At 28.4% G+C, this 16,299-nt stretch carries 12 protein-coding genes; 9 read left to right on the top strand and 3 right to left on the bottom strand.

The genetic code is table 11. The features are described from left to right. Positions 1-105: 105 nt before the first annotated feature. Entirely contained in the window at positions 106-2,637 is a 2,532-nt protein-coding gene (locus IC758_RS08255) for an FAD-dependent oxidoreductase (protein ID WP_227482404.1), read from the top strand. Positions 2,638-2,853: 216 nt separating this feature from the next. After that, entirely contained in the window at positions 2,854-3,474 is a 621-nt protein-coding gene (locus IC758_RS08260) for a TVP38/TMEM64 family protein (protein ID WP_227433084.1), read from the top strand. A 128-nt stretch (positions 3,475-3,602) separates the two neighbouring features. Here IC758_RS08260 and IC758_RS08265 read toward each other — a convergent pair whose 3' ends face one another. Together IC758_RS08265 and IC758_RS08270 are read right to left on the bottom strand one after the other, a co-directional pair. Next, the gene (locus IC758_RS08265; protein ID WP_227433086.1) at positions 3,603-4,139 is read right to left on the bottom strand and encodes a metal-dependent hydrolase; all 537 of its coding nucleotides are present in this window, start codon (positions 4,137-4,139) and stop codon (positions 3,603-3,605) included. A gap of 112 nt (positions 4,140-4,251) precedes the next feature. Next, complete coding sequence (locus IC758_RS08270) at positions 4,252-4,956, bottom strand: superoxide dismutase (protein ID WP_285891625.1); 705 nt, start codon at positions 4,954-4,956, stop codon at positions 4,252-4,254. Between the two features lie 171 nt (positions 4,957-5,127). Here IC758_RS08270 and asnB point away from each other — a divergent pair, with 171 nt between their 5' ends. Further along, entirely contained in the window at positions 5,128-7,011 is a 1,884-nt protein-coding gene (gene asnB / locus IC758_RS08275; RefSeq protein WP_227860876.1) for an asparagine synthase (glutamine-hydrolyzing), read from the top strand. Positions 7,012-7,084: 73 nt separating this feature from the next. Here the strand turns inward: asnB and IC758_RS08280 are convergent, their stop codons facing one another. Next, positions 7,085-8,521 (bottom strand): trypsin-like peptidase domain-containing protein, encoded by a 1,437-nt coding sequence (locus IC758_RS08280; protein WP_227482406.1) that lies wholly within the window; start codon positions 8,519-8,521, stop codon positions 7,085-7,087. 329 nt (positions 8,522-8,850) lie between these two features. Here IC758_RS08280 and IC758_RS08285 point away from each other — a divergent pair, with 329 nt between their 5' ends. The 6 genes from IC758_RS08285 (at position 8,851) to IC758_RS08310 (ending at position 16,290) form a co-directional block, all read left to right on the top strand. Then, on the top strand, positions 8,851-9,429 hold the full coding sequence (locus IC758_RS08285) for a TerD family protein (RefSeq protein WP_227433090.1): 579 nt from the start codon (positions 8,851-8,853) through the stop codon (positions 9,427-9,429). 34 nt (positions 9,430-9,463) lie between these two features. Beyond that, complete coding sequence (locus tag IC758_RS08290; RefSeq protein WP_227433091.1) at positions 9,464-10,042, top strand: TerD family protein; 579 nt, start codon at positions 9,464-9,466, stop codon at positions 10,040-10,042. 85 nt (positions 10,043-10,127) lie between these two features. Continuing rightward, positions 10,128-10,757, top strand: a complete 630-nt coding sequence (locus IC758_RS08295; RefSeq protein ID WP_227433092.1) for a TerD family protein — start codon at positions 10,128-10,130, stop codon at positions 10,755-10,757. Next, on the top strand, positions 10,747-13,506 hold the full coding sequence (locus IC758_RS08300; RefSeq protein WP_227823788.1) for a calcium-translocating P-type ATPase, PMCA-type: 2,760 nt from the start codon (positions 10,747-10,749) through the stop codon (positions 13,504-13,506). The genes IC758_RS08295 and IC758_RS08300 overlap by 11 nt, the downstream gene beginning before the upstream one ends. A gap of 84 nt (positions 13,507-13,590) precedes the next feature. Then, positions 13,591-15,153, top strand: coding sequence for a YceG family protein (locus tag IC758_RS08305; protein WP_227823789.1), 1,563 nt, complete (start codon positions 13,591-13,593; stop codon positions 15,151-15,153). Continuing rightward, entirely contained in the window at positions 15,154-16,290 is a 1,137-nt protein-coding gene (locus IC758_RS08310) for a toxic anion resistance protein (protein WP_227860877.1), read from the top strand. Positions 16,291-16,299 lie beyond the last annotated feature (9 nt).

Consider the following 16,299-nt stretch of genomic DNA (forward strand, 5'->3'; position numbering starts at 1 on the left):
GTTTCAAGTTGCTTTTAAAATAAATTCTTTTTTGAATAAAATTTGTTTAAAATATAACAAATAGGGTATAAAAAGGTTAAATAACTATTTTAGGAGGAGTACGGTATGTCATTAAAATCATTGAAAATAAAAGAAAATTTATATTGGGTAGGTTCACTTGACCCTGATTTAAGAGTATTTGACATAATTATGTATACACCTTATGGAACAACTTATAATTCATATGTCTTAAAAGGCACAGAAAAAACAGTTTTATTTGAAACAGTTAAAGATAAACATTTTGAGAAATATATTGAAAGATTAAATGATTTAAATATAGACTTTGAAAAAATTGACTATATTGTGGTAAGTCATACTGAACCAGACCATGCAGGAAGCGTTGAAAAGCTATTAGATTTAGCAAAAAATGCAAAAGTAGTAGCTTCAGAAACTGCTATTAAGTATCTAAAGGAAATCGTAAACAAAGACTTTGAATATATTGCAGTTGCAGATGGAGATGTGCTATCAATAGGCGATAAGACTTTAGAATTCTTCTCTGTACCTATGCTTCATTGGCCAGATACTATATACACATATATAAAAGAAGATAAAACTCTTGTAACATGTGATTCATTTGGAAGTCATTATAGTAATGACAAGATAGTAAACACTCTTAATGAAGATGAAGAAAAGGATTACTTAGATGCCTTAAGATATTATTATGATTGTATAATGGGGCCATTTAAACCATCTATGGTAACTGCTATAGAAAAGATAAAAGATTTAGATATAGACACAGTGTGCCCAGGTCATGGACCAGTATTGACTGAAAATCCTAGAAAAATTATAGACCTTTATTATAAATGGAGTGTAAATGAACAAGTAAAATTAGAAAAAGAAGTTACAATTTGTTATGTTTCTGCACATGGATATACAAAAATCATGGCAGAGGCTATAAAATCATATATTGAAAAAAATAGCAATTATAAAGTAAATTTATTTGATGTAATAGAGCATAAGCAAGAAGAAATTCTAGATAAAATAGCAGTATCGCAAGGTGTATTATTTGGAACACCAACAATATTAGGGGATGCATTAAAACCTATATGGGATATATTAGTATCTTTAAATCCAGTTCTTCATGGTGGAAAAGTTGCATCAGTATTTGGTTCATATGGATGGAGTGGAGAAGGTATAGAAAATGCTATGGAGAGAATCAATCAGCTTAGAATGACAACAGTGAAACCATTTGCTGTTAATTTTAAACCATCAGGGGAAGAAGTTGACAAATTATATGCTTATACAGGAAAATTCTTAGATAAGTTAAACTCTACTTTTGGAAGTAAAAAGAAGACTAAAAAGTTTAAATGTGTAATTTGTAATGAAGTATTTGAAGGAGATAGTGCTCCTAGTATATGCCCTGTATGTGGAGCCAAAGAGGACCAATTTATAGAAGTTGAAGAAGATGAGGTTACTTTTAGAAAAGATACTGACGAATATTTTGTTATAGTAGGAAATGGTGCAGCTGGTTTCTATGCAGCAGATGCTATAAGAAAAAGAAATAAGACTTGTAAGATAACTATGATTTCTAATGAGGAAGAGTTAACTTACTATAGACCTGCACTTTCTGATGGTATAAATGAAGAACTTAATTCTGATTTCTATATGGAAGATAAAGCTTGGTATGACGAAAACAACATAGTAGTAATATTAGGAACAAATGTAGATAAATTAGATGAAGCAAATAAAACTATTGTAGTAAATGATGGAGCTATTAAATTTGATAAGCTTGTAATAGCCACAGGAAGTAGAAATTTCATACCACCAATTAAAGGTCATGATTTAGAAAATGTATTTACACTTAGAAATATAAAAGACTTATATAATGTAAAAGAAGCATTAGAAAAGTCTAAGAAAGTTGTAGTAATTGGTGGAGGACTATTAGGTCTTGAAGCAGCATGGGAATTTAAATTAAAAGGCTTAGAAGTAGTAGTGGTTGAAGCAATGGATGGTATATTATCAAAACAACTTGATAAAGAAGGCAGTAAAATACTAGAGCAATGTGTAAGAGATACAGGCATAGATGTAAGATTAGGTGTGGCAGTTGATGGTATTGATGGCAATGGAAGGGCCCAAAAAGTTGTATTTAAAGATGGCAATAGTGTTGACTGTGATATGGTAGTCTTTTCAATTGGAGTGAGAGCAAATACTCAGATGGTTCAAGATACATCTGTAAAAATTGATAGAGGTATTGTTGTAGATAATACATTACAGACAAATGTTAAAGATATATACGCTTGTGGAGATGTTACACAAGTAGGAAACACTAGTCTAGCAATATGGCCATCTTCAGTAGAAATGGGAAAAATAGCAGGAGCAAATGCAAGTGGAGATAGTTTGAAATTTGAAAGTGATGTATATCCAGTTTCATTAGATGCTATGAATGTTAAAGTATTTAGTATTGGTAATATACAAGATTTTGATAAAGAAATTTCATCAAAAGATGAAGGTAAAAGAGTATATAAAAAATTATTTATGAAAGATGGTTCATTAGTAGGAGCTATACTTATAAATGATTTAAGTTGCACTGTTAAATTGATAAGATTAATATCTGAAAAAGGGGATTTTGAAGATGTTATGAAGTCAGATATACTATAGTTTAAATATATCTAGATAAAAAGAAAAAGTCTTGAAATATGATAGATTCATATTTTAAGACTTTTTTGTTATAATATATAATAAAATAAAGATACCTTAACTGTAAATTTACATAAATTATTTACTTTTGAATATTAGATTCCTTTTTGAAATTGGTATGTAATAGCAATATAGAGTATATAATAATAGTTAAAGTTAAAAAAGGGGAAAAGCAATATGCAGTATATACAAGAATTACTTGATTTAACTCAAAACTATTGGGTGTTAGCCACAATAATTGGTTTATTAAGTGCATTTATAGAAAGCTTTATACCAGCCTTACCACTTGTGGCGATAGTTACAGCAAATGCTGCTATACAAGGGTTATTACTTGGGTGTTTGCTATCATGGATTGGCTCAGGGCTTGGGACAACCTCATTATTTTTATTAATAAGTAGATTTACTGATAGTAGACTTTTTAATAAGTTGAGAAATAGTAAAACTGAAAGAGCAATAAGTTGGATGGACAAACAGGGATTTAAACTGCTATTTATAGCATATGCTTGTCCATTTATGCCTGGGTGTTTAGTTACTGTTGCATCAGCTTTTTGTAAAAAAGATATAAAAGATTTTGTTCCAGCAATGTTGGCAGGAAAATTTGTAATGTTTATAGTAATAAGTTATGTGGCAAGTGATATAGAAGGATTTATAACAAGTCCACTAAAGATAGCATCATTTATACTATTAGTATTTTTATCATGGAAGATTGGAAGTAAAGTTAATAAAAACCTTGAAAATCATAACTATGAATTTCATCATAAAAAACACGATAATGATAGAGATAACAAAAGAATTTAACTTGTCAAAAAATTAAAATTGTCTTAAAAGAATTAAATTTAAATAAAAATTAAATTTAAAAGTATTCTTTTAAGACAATTTTTTTAATTTATTTAATTAATTTATAAATATGTAGCTATAAAAATACATTAAAATAAAATGTAAAATTGATATCCGATTAAAAAAATAACTATGAAGTTTAAAAGTTTAGATATGAATTTTTCTGTTTTTGAACTAGTTTTTATAGGGAGTAAGGAAATGTTTATAGTAATGGGAAAAAACAATTCGATACCTTCTTTGGTAATAAGGTCAAGACACATGTGAGAAAAATATCCTATTATAAATCCACTAGACAGACATGAAAAAACTATATTGTTGTTGGTAAAGATTGTTAGAGACTTAAAAAAACTACTAATGAGTAATAATGCAAGAAGACTATGGGTAAACCCTCTGTGTCTAAACCTACTTCCAAATAATTTGTAAATTAATATGAATTTTTTACTTATGTAAGAACCTCTCATATCTATATCTGGAAACAATGAACCTAAATATGCAAAATAGATATAGATTATAATTAATACTATTTTATATGTAGTATCGTATTTGACTAAATATATATTATTTATAAAGGGGAGTATCAAAAGCGCTAATATATATCCTCCCCTTTCATGTGTTTCTTTTATCATATAAAAATCCTCCTGAATCGTCACTATAAACACAATATTGGTAAATTTAGACTATCTTTTATTATATTATATAGCAAACATAAGTTTTTTTCAAAAGGATTTTAATATTTAATTACTCTTGAGATTTTAAATTTTTGTAATTTTCTAAAGCTCCATTCCAATTAACTACATTAAACCAGTTGTTAATATATTCATTTCTTCTGTTTTGATATTTTAAATAGTAAGCATGTTCCCAAACATCAAGACCTATGATAGGAGTCAAGTTTTTACTTACAGGGCTATCTTGGTTTGGAGTAGTTATAATGGACAATTTACCATCTTTAGTGGCTACCAGCCAAGCCCAACCAGAACCAAAAACATCTAAAGCTGCTTTTTGGAATTCTTCTTTGAATTTTTCAAAAGAACCAAAATCTCTGTCGATAGCTGCTTTTAAAGATTCAGAAGGTATAGTTTTCTCAGGAGTCATTATATCAAAAAAGAATTTATGATTGTAAGCACCACCTGCATTATTTCTTACTGTTGTAGCAATGTCTTTAGGCAAAGAATCTAAGTTTTGTAATAATTCACATAAAGAATAATTATAAAGCTCAGGATATTTTTCAAGAGCTGCATTTAACTTATCAACATAAGCCTGATAATGTTTATCATGATGTAAAATCATAGTTTCTTTATCTATATATGGCTCAAGTGCATCATAAGCATAAGGTAATGGTTTAACCTTAAACTTGTTATTTTCGGGTGTAAAAGCAAATAAAGTTATACACTGTGAAAGTATAAATAAAGACATAATAACTGGTATTAACATTTTTTTCTTCATAAAAATCACCTCCTAATATAGTATTTCTAGAAATTAAAAAATTATGAAAGATTAGCAGATAATTTATAAAAATTTGATAGTAATTTTTTTAAAATTGAATAAGTTTTGAAGGCAAAGACAAAACTATGAGATATAGGATAATACTAAAAATTAGGAAGGAAATCTGATAATATGTGTGGCAATATTTCAATTTATTATAAAGGAGATATATCTAAAAAAGAAGATATTAAATTTAAAATAAAAGAATCTGTAAATAATATAAATCATATAAGTCTTGATAGTAGAGGATACTTAAAAGGTGAGGAAAAAGAGTTTGATTTTAATAGATTTGATGTAATAGATGTTATACATGGAGTTAAACCATTTGAAAAAGATGGAAAGGTTATAGTTTTAAATGGTGAAATATATAATGGTTGCGAGATAAAAGAAGAATTGATTAAAAAAGGGTACAATTTTGCTACAGATAGTGATATTGAAATCTTATTAACATCTTATATAGCATTTGGAAAAAATTGTGTACATAAGATAAAAGGTATGTTTAGCTTTATAATATATGATAAAGAAAATGAAAGCATATTTGGGGCAAGAGATTTATTTGGAATAAAACCACTTTACTATATAAATAAAGAAAAAGTGATAATCTTTGCATCAGAATATAAATTTATACTCGAGTATGTTAAAAAACTAAATATAAATGAACGAAGTTTACAGAGTTATTTTTCGTTTCAATATGTTCTTCCTGAAGATACTATGATACAAGGAATAAGATTGATACCAGCAGGACATTTTTTTAGAGTGGAAAACGGAATACTATCTTTAAAGAGATACAATAAACTTGAATTTAGGAGTAGTACAAAATTTTTTTACAGTAAGAATCATTTAGGGAATAGAGATATAGGCGAAGAAGAAATAAGAAATGTAGTAATAGATTCGGTAAGAAGACAGGTAGAAGAAAATAAACAAATTGGGACATTTTTGTCTGGTGGTATAGATTCATCAATTATAACCTCTATAGCTTCACAAATTAATCCAAATATAAAGTCTTTTTCGCTAGGTTTTAATGTTAAAGGGTATAGTGAATTGGAAATAGCTAAAAAAACAGCTGATAAATTGGGCATAGAAAACATTCCACTCAACATAACACAAGATGACTATATAAAAGCATTACCGAGTGTAATTTATTTTTTGGATGACCCTGTGGCAGACCCATCAGGAGTAGGTCTTTATTTTTTAATTAAAGAAGCTAGTAAATATGTTAAAATAGCTTTGTCTGGAGAAGGTGCTGATGAATTATTCGGGGGATATAATGTATACAAGGAATATAATAATGTGAAATCAGTTATAAATTCACCAGTGTATATTAGAGGCGTATTAAATAGAGTTTCAGAGCTTATGCCTAATATAAAAGGCAAAAATTATCTTTACAGAGCTACAACACCTTTAGAAAAGAGATATATAGGAAATGCGAAGATTTTTGAAAATAATGAAGTAAAAAGATTCTTTTTTAAATATAAGGAAAAGAATATACATGAGTATTTATTATCAAATTTGTACAGAGAAGCGCAGAAAAATAATTACGATTATATAAGTAAAATGCAACATATAGATGTAAATACATGGCTTCAAGGTGATATACTTCAAAAAGTTGATAAATTCTCTGTAGCTGAGCATCTAGAACTTAGAGTACCTTTTTTAGATAAAGATGTATTTGATGTAGCAAAAAATTTAAGAGTTGAACAAAAAATAACAAAAAATAACACAAAAGTGCTACTTAGAGAATCTTTTAAAGATATAGTACCAGAGCATGTTATTCAGAGAAAAAAATTAGGATTTCCAACGCCAATAAGAGTTTGGTTAAAAGATGATTTAGGAGTTGTTGTAAGAGAAACTATTTCCAATGCAAATGTAGACGAGTTTATTGATAAAAAATATATAATAAAACTTTTAGATGAACATCTAAAAGGTCACAAAGATAATTCAAGGAAAATATGGACTATATTTACATTTTGTCTATGGCATCAATTGTTTATAGAGCATAAAAACATCAAGTATTAATTTTTTCATGATATGGAGAGGGCGAACATATATAATGTTCTCACCCTCTCTATTGGTATGAAGAAAGAGTAAATTAGTTTATTATTTCGATAAAATTATTGGCAAATATTTTGACAAGATGACTTTCCACTGCTAGATTTAAGTTTTGTCCATCATCATATCCAGCAGAAATTAATCCCAGTAAATTGCCAAACATATCTAAAAGAGCCCCTCCAGAACTACCACTAGAGATTGGAGCTGTAAATTGTATCATTTGAACTGTTTCAAAGTCACGAAAAGCAGAGATAATTCCATCTGAAACTGTATTGAAAAGACCTAAAGGGCTTCCAATTGCAACTATTTTTTGGCCTCTTACAGGTTTTTTACTAACCTTGACTGGTATTGATTTACATTCTCTATCAACTTTTATTACAGCCAAATCATAATCTGAGTGGTATTTTATGATTTGATGTGATGTATAAACTTTATCATCATTTTCAAATCTAACTAAAAATGAATAGCCTTCATTAACTACATGGAGATTTGTAAGTATGTAACCTTCACTATTTATGACTACTCCAGAACCGCTCTTGAATGGTTTGTTTTCATTATCACACACAACAATCATAACAACAGAAGTTGATAATTTTGCGAGTTCTTCATATGTAAGTTCTATTTCTTTATCTTTTTTATTTTTTGTAGATGTAAAGTTTGTGTCAACAGAAGTTTGTTCAGATTGAGGTTTATTTATAGGAGTATAAGTTTTGTTATTATTGATGTTCTTATTTATATCTGTATTTAATTTTTCCAAAGGTATATCTAGCATAGTTGGACTTTTTTTAGAAAATTCAACTAAAGTAGAAAATCTAGAACATTCAGGATACAAATCAAGGATATCCTTATGAGGATTTATATATAAAATATCACATCCAAGCTGTGATAAAAAATATAAGAAAAAAAGTTCCTGTCTCTTAATATTTCCAAAATACACTACCTTGGGTGAAACAGTAATTTTAATTTTATTATAAAATAATTTAGGTAGAAAATAATCTATCCAACATAAAAGTTTAACAGCAAAATTTTTAACAATAGAAGGTGTTGAATGTGGTGTGTTTTTAGAAAACAAATCTAATGTATTTTTAAATGCAATTTTTTTTGTCCAATCTAATGTATCATTTTCTATCTTACAAGGAAATTCAATATTGTATAAATTCCAACTGTTAAATTTAGCATCATTATAAGTATTGAAAGTATTGAGCATCTTATCTGTTTGTGATTTATCAAAATTTATATTTAAGTTGTTTAGCCTAATATAGGGAACTGTTATATTGTTAAAAAAATGAGCATCTATATTTTTGATGTTTTTTATGTATTTATCAATCGAATTATCAATACCTATATATCGTGTAAAGTAGACTTCTTTAATATAAGAAGAACTCTTATTTGTATAAGACTTACTAGACATAAATTCATTTAAAGGCTCTTTTGAGTTCTTTATTACAACTTTTAATGGTTTAATAGTACAAATCATATTTTTTCTCCTCTAATAAGATGATATAATCTATTATAAAACATCTTAAAACAATATAGTACAAAGAATTTTGTAGTTTCAAAATAAAATGTATACTTGTATATATAAATGATATATAATTACATATTAAACATAGATTTTATCTATTTAAAAAAATATGTAAAATCTATGTAAAAAGTAAGAAATATAAACATTTTTTTAATTATATTTTAAAAATATCAAGTAAGTTTTATTCACAAATGAATAAAAAATGTTATAATATGATTAAAGAAAAAGATAAATAATTAGCAAGATTTGTTTAGCTAAAATTAACAAGGGAGCGATAAATTATGGGTATAACATTATCAAAAGGCCAAAAGGTTGATTTAACTAAGGGAAACCCAGGGCTTAAAAATATTTTAGTAGGGTTAGGATGGGACACTAACAAGTATGATGGTGGATTTGACTTTGACTTAGATACAGCAGCATTTTTAACAGGAGCAAGTGGAAGTGTTACTAATGATGGAGATTTTGTATTTTACAACAATTTAAAGCATACTTCTGGAGCAGTTGAACATTTAGGTGATAATAGAACTGGTGAAGGTGATGGAGATGATGAGCAAATAGTTGTTGATTTATCTAAGATTCCTGGAGAAATAAGCAAAATTTCTTTTACAGTTACAATTCATGATGCTACAGAAAGAACACAAAATTTTGGGCAAGTAAGTAATTCTTATATAAGAATAGTAGATAAAGATACAAATGAAGAGCTAATAAAGTATGAATTAGGTGAAGATTTTAGTATAGAGACAGCTATAGTAGTAGCTGAAATATATAAACACAATGGAGAATGGAAATTTAACGCACTAGGTTCTGGTTTTGAAGGTGGACTTGCTGCGTTATGTGGAAACTTTGGAATAAACTTATAATTTTAAATATAATAAACTAGAGGGGGTATTTTCCATGGCTATAGTATTAAAAAAAGGACAAAAAATTGATTTAACTAAGGGAAATCCAGGACTTAAAAATATTAGACTTGGACTAGGATGGGATACAAATTCATTTGATAGTGGATATGATTACGATTTAGATGTCAGTGTTTTTATGGTAGGAGAATCTCAAAGAGTTGAAAGAGATGAAGATTTTATATTCTATAATAATTTAAAACATCCATCTGGAGCAGTTGAGCATTTAGGTGATAATAGAACTGGTGAAGGTGATGGAGATGACGAAGAAATATTAGTAAACTTAGATACAATGCCAAAGCATATACAAAAAATAGCTGTAACAGTTACAATATATGAAGCTGCTGAAAGAAAACAAAACTTTGGACAAGTAAGCAACTCATATATAAGAGTTTTAAACTCTGAAAATGACCAAGAAATATTAAGATATGACTTAGGCGAAGAATTTAGTATAGAGACTGCAATTACAGTATGTGAGATATATAAATATAATGGAGAATGGAAGTTTAGTGCAGTTGGAGCAGGATTTGAAGGTGGCTTAGAAGCACTTTGCAGAAACTATGGATTAAGTGTTTAGTATGAGTAACACAGTATATTAAATATAAGTAGCCTATACAAATAATGTATAGGTTATATTATATAAAATTTTATGGAGGTTTAGTATGTCAATTAATTTATCAAAGGGTGATAAAATAGATTTAAAAAAATCCAACCCAGGATTGAGTAATATACTTGTGGGCCTAGGATGGGACCCTGTGCAACAGGCAGGTGGAGGATTCCTTAAGTCTTTATTTGGTGGAGGACAAGCTGATATAGATTGCGATGCATCTGTATTTATGCTAAATCAGGAAGGAAAATTAAGTGGTATAAAAGACTTAATTTATTTTGGAAATTTAAAGAGTGCCTGTAAGTCAGTTTTACATACAGGAGATAACTTAACTGGTGAAGGTGTGGGTGATGATGAACAAATTCTAGTTAATTTAGATAAAGTTCCATCAAATATTCACAGATTATTATTTGTAGTAAATATATACAATTGTATAGACAGAAAACAACACTTTGGGATGATAAAAAATGCCTATATAAGAGTTGAGGACCAAAGCAATAAAAAGGAAATAGCAAAGTATAATTTATCTGATAATTATTCAGAAAAAACTACGCTTATAGTAGGGGTTATATATAGAAAAGATGGAAGTTGGCAGTTTAAAGCAATAGGTGAAGGAACAAAAGATGCGGGTCTTAAAGAAGTAATGCAAAATTTAGACAGGATTGAGTGTGTATATGGAATTTAATAACGATATCAAATATTATAATGTTGACAAAGAAGACGTAACTAAAGACTTATCTGTTAACCCTGATAGAGGTCTATCAGAATCAGAAGTCAAGACTAGAAGAGAAAAGTATGGTTTAAATGAATTTACACCAAAAGAGGAAGGAAGCTTTTGGGATGATTTAAAAGACAGTTTAAGTGAACCAATGATAGTTATTTTAATTATTGCAGCAGTAGTAAGTGCAGTAATTGGAGAAACTCATGATGCAATAGGGATTGTAGGAGCTATAGCAATAGGTATAGCAATAGGTATGATTACAGAAGGTCGTTCTAAGAAAGCAGCAGATGCTCTTTCTAAGATGACTGAAAATATTGAAGTTAAAGTACTAAGAGATGGAGAAATACATCAAATTTCTAAGAATGAACTAGTACCAGGAGATATAGTATATATTGAAACTGGTGATATGGTACCTGCTGATGGTAGACTTATAGAAACTATAAATCTTAAAATTAGAGAAGATATGTTAACAGGAGAATCAGATGATGTATCTAAAAAATGTGATGTAGTAGTTCCAATGGAAGAAATAGAATCTAAAGGAGCACTAGTGGTACAAGAACCAATTCCTGCAAAACAAATAAATATGGTATTTGGTGGTACACTTGTTGCTTATGGTAGAGGAATATTAGTTGTAACTTCAATTGGAGATAGCAGTGAAATGGGTAAAATCGCTCAAAACTTATCAGATGCAGATGAGCAAACTCCACTTCAGATAAAGCTTGGAAATTTAGGTGGATTGATAGCTAAAGTTTCCAGTGCAGTAGCAGGACTATTATTTATATTCATGGTTTTCCAAATGGTAAGTAAGAATGTATTAAATGTTGATATGTCTGGAATTTTACCATTTTTAGAATCAATAGACCCTGTTAAAACAGCCTTTACAGTATGTGTTGCATTGATAGTTGCAGCAGTTCCAGAAGGTCTGCCAACTATGATAAATATGACACTTGCAATAACAATGCAAAAAATGGCTAAAATAAATGCCTTAGTTACCAAAAAAGAAGCTTGTGAAACTATAGGTTCTGTTTCTGTAATATGTTCAGATAAAACTGGTACATTAACAGAAAATAGAATGACAGTAGAAGTTGCATATATTGATGGAAGATATATTGAGAGCTCAGAAGAAGAAATAAATAGTTATTTTGAAGAAAACTGTATGATAAACTCTACAGCTGATGTAGAGCATAATGATAATGATGTTAAGTACCTAGGAAGTGCTACAGAATGTGCATTACTTCTATATTATAAAAATGTAGATTACAGACAAGTTAGAAAAGAATCTAATATAGTAGCTCAAAATCCGTTTACTTCTGATTCAAAGAGAATGACATCTGTCATAGGTCAAGATAATAATCATGTGTTGTTATCAAAAGGAGCACCAGAAGTATTGCTTGAGCTATGTTCACACATTCAAAGAGGTAAAGACATAGTTCCAATAACTGAAGGTATAAAACATGAGATTTTAGAAGAAATAAAAAAATTACAAGTAAAATCAATGAGAACCTTAGGTTTTGCATATAAAGAAATTTCCCAAGCTGAAGAAGAAGCAGCAGTAACTGCTGAAAGTGATTCTATGAATGTAAGTGCAATGGAAAGTAATTTAGTATTTAGTGGATTTGTTGGTATAAGAGACCCACTTAGAAAAGATGTTATAGAATCAGTGAATACAGCAAATAAAGCTGGTGTTTCTGTAAAAATGCTTACAGGAGACAATATAAATACAGCAAGAGCTATAGGTGAAGAGTTAGGTCTATTAAAAGGAAATATGAGAGCAGTTGAAGCTTCATATATAGATACTTTAGATGATGAAGAATTAAAACAAGAAATACAAACTATTTCGATTGTTGCAAGAAGTAAGCCAGATAGTAAAATGAGAATAGTTTCAGCTCTTCAAAAGAGTGGAGATGTTGTTGCTGTAACAGGTGATGGGATAAATGATGCCCCAGCGCTTTCAAAGGCAGATGTTGGTATAGCAATGGGTATATCTGGTACAGAAGTATCAAAAAGTGCAGCAGATATAATTTTAACTGATGATAGTTTTAGCACTATTGTAAAAGGTATTAAATGGGGTAGAGGAATTTATGATAACTTCCAAAGATTTGTTCAATTCCAATTAACAGTAAATGTAATTGCATTTTTAGTGGCTATAATATCTCAGGTTATGGGACAAGAAATGCCATTTACAACAATACAATTGTTGTGGGTAAATATAATTATGGATGGGCCACCAGCACTAGCATTAGGTTTAGAGCCTGTTAGAGACCACGTATTAAATAGAAAACCTGTTGATAGAAAAGCAAATATAATTTCTAAGTCAATGGTATATACAATAGTATTAAATGCATTCTATATAACAGCAATACTAATGTTACAATCTACATTTAACTTCTTAGGTGTTGATGAAGCTCATAAGGGAACTGTAATGTTTGCGTTATTTGCTTTTAGTGCATTATTTAATGCATTTAACTGTAGAGAATTTAGTGCAGATAGTATTTTTCCAAACTTTACACATAATAAACTAGCATTACAAATAATAGTTTTAACAGGTATTGCACAAGTAATATTTACTCAGTTATTCCAAGATTTCTTTAATTCTGTAGCTATGGATGTTATGACATGGGTAAAAGTTTTATGTGTTGCAGCAAGTGTAGTTGTAGTCAATGAAGTTGTAAAGTGTGTAATAAGATTAGTAAAACCAAAGAAAACAGCTTAAAACAAATTTTATAAAAAAACAAACTGGCTCAAAATATATATTTTGAGTCAGTTATCAATAAACAATTAAATTGGGAGGATAATTATGGGTGACTCAAAGGTATTTGAAAAAATATTCTCCAGCCAATCAGATAGAGGAAATTACACTCCTTCAAAGGGATATCTAAGTTATTTTATTTCATATATTGGTTTAGAAGATGAGATTTTGTATAATCTTGAAATATTTAAGGCGAAGCAAAATATTGATAGTAGAAAAGATATTGCCTTATTTACTGATGCTATAGCAAATCCTAGTGATTTTGACATTATTAATTATTTTAAAAATGGGCTTAAAAATTATAAAAACAGTACAGAAGATGTAGACATAAGTATTTTAGGGTTTGAAGAAATAGATTATAAAATAAAGCAAGCAATAGATAAAGTATTAAAAGAGGAAGAAAAAGATTTTACTAATGATAGAGTTAAACAAAATTTTATAGTGAAAATAATGGCATGGATAAAGACTTATATTGGTGCCTTAGATATAAATAAAAATGATGCTCCAAAAATAATATTTTATGGAGACATAAAAAAGCATGAAGTCTATCTACTTTTAATATTGTACTTAGCAGGATTTGATATATTATACCTTAATCCAAACTCAAAGAGTAATATAAGTATCTTAAATTTAGAGAAATATAAGATAGAATTAGAAGAGGCTAATATAATAGAAGAAAATGTTTCTTTTGAAGATAGAGTTGTTTCAGGTGAAAAGATAGATAAAGGCTCTGTAAAAAAAGCTTTTACTGTTGGAGCAGAAGCATCAAAAAGAATAAGTGAAGAATTGTTAAATGATGCTGGATTTATAAAACCCTGGCAACTTCAAGATAGAAAAATAAAAAGCTTGCTTTTAAGTTCAACTATTGATGAAATATCAATATATTGGAATCAGCCATTAAAATTGAGACCAGGATTTAAGTTTAATGATATTATAGTAGAAACTCCAGTTTTCTTTTCTAAAATCAATGGAATATATAATGATAAAAATGAATACATTAAGTTTTTAGATTTATTAAGAGATTCAGAAAGTTCAACATTTATTGAATTTAATGGAGAGATAGATAGATTTTCAAAAGAATTTACAAGAGAAGCTTTTAGCCTATCATTTGTATTAAATTCAAAAGGTATTATAGATAAAAATTCTGTTTTAAATAATAAAGAATATTCTATTTCAACATTAGCATTAAATCAACAAATTATGATTTTAGAAAAAGTGGAAGAACTTATAGAAGGCAACATGTTTTTAAATGGACTAAGTGGAGAGGATAAAATAAAAGGCTTATTCACAGTACTTCATATGGATAAAAAGCTTGTTCATATGATGAATAATTTCGATTACTCTCTCATAAATCCAAAGTTGGTTATATATATGTATAAGAGCATTGTGTTTGATAAAGAAGTTGTATTCCTAATGCTTTTACTTAGTAAAATTGGATTTGATATTATTATATTATCTCCAGGCGGAGAAAATAATATAGAAAATGTTATAAATAACCAATTGATTGATATACACAGATTGGATAAAATGGTATATGACCTTAAATTGAACTTACTTGAAGATGGAATACCTTTACTTAAAAAAATTTTTGGCAAGAGGAGACGATTTTAAATGGGGATAAATATAAATAATTTTTCAAAAGATAATAATTCTGTAGAGACTGTTGAAAATTTACCTACGACTATACAAGAAGAAAATTTTGATATAATGGAATATACAAATAATAAAAAAAATGAACTTAGAAAGTCTAAAGAGGTGGAGGCTTTAACTTCTCTTATAGAAGTAGAAAATCCAGATACAATTTTACAATTTGGTAGAAAAGCATCTGAAGGAGTAGCTAGAGTTTCTGATAGCCTATTAAACACAATAAAATTAAATAGAAATGAAGAAAATTCTAAGATGCTTGTTCACTTAACTAAAATAATGGATAAGTTTGATTTAGATGATTTTCAAGAAACTAAGGAACCAAATTTTGTTCAAAAACTTTTCAAAAAAGCTAATAATGCTATTGAAATGATGTTTCAAAAGTATGAAACACTGGGAGGAGAAGTTGAAAAGATTCAAATTGAACTTGAACAATATGAAAGAGATATAGCTCTTTCTAACAAGCAAATTGGTACTATGCTAAATGAAAATTTTGACTTTTATAATGAACTTCAAAAATATATTGTTGCTGGAGAAATGGCAGTAGAAGAAATGGATAATGAAATACTACCATATTTCAAACAAAAATCAGAGACTAGTGGAGACCAAATGGATATTGTCAACTATCAAGAACTATTAAAAGTCTATGATATGTTAAATCAAAGAGTCTATGATTTAAGGATAGCAGAAAATATAGCTATTCAGACTATACCTATGCTGAGAGGTATGCAACATAATAACTATGGTTTAATTAGAAAAATCAATAGTGCCTTTGTTGTAACTCTACCAGTATTTAAACAATGTTTATCTCAAGCTATATTACTTAAAAAGCAAGAATTACAAGCAAAGTCTTTAAAAGCTCTTGATGATAAAACTAATGAATTACTGCTTAGAAATGCACAAAATGTAAGTTCTCAAAGTGCACAAATAGCTAGGATGGCTGGAACAAGCTCTGTGCAAATAGAGACATTAGAAAAAATGTACAATACAATTAAATCTGGTATAGATGAAACTATGAGAATAGAAGAAAATAATAGAGTTACAATTAAGGATAATACAAAGAGATTAGAAGAATTAAATACAGCTATAATTTATAATAAGTAGTATATTAAG

This window comes from Clostridioides sp. ES-W-0016-02, assembly GCF_020641035.1.
Lineage (GTDB): Bacteria > Bacillota > Clostridia > Peptostreptococcales > Peptostreptococcaceae > Clostridioides.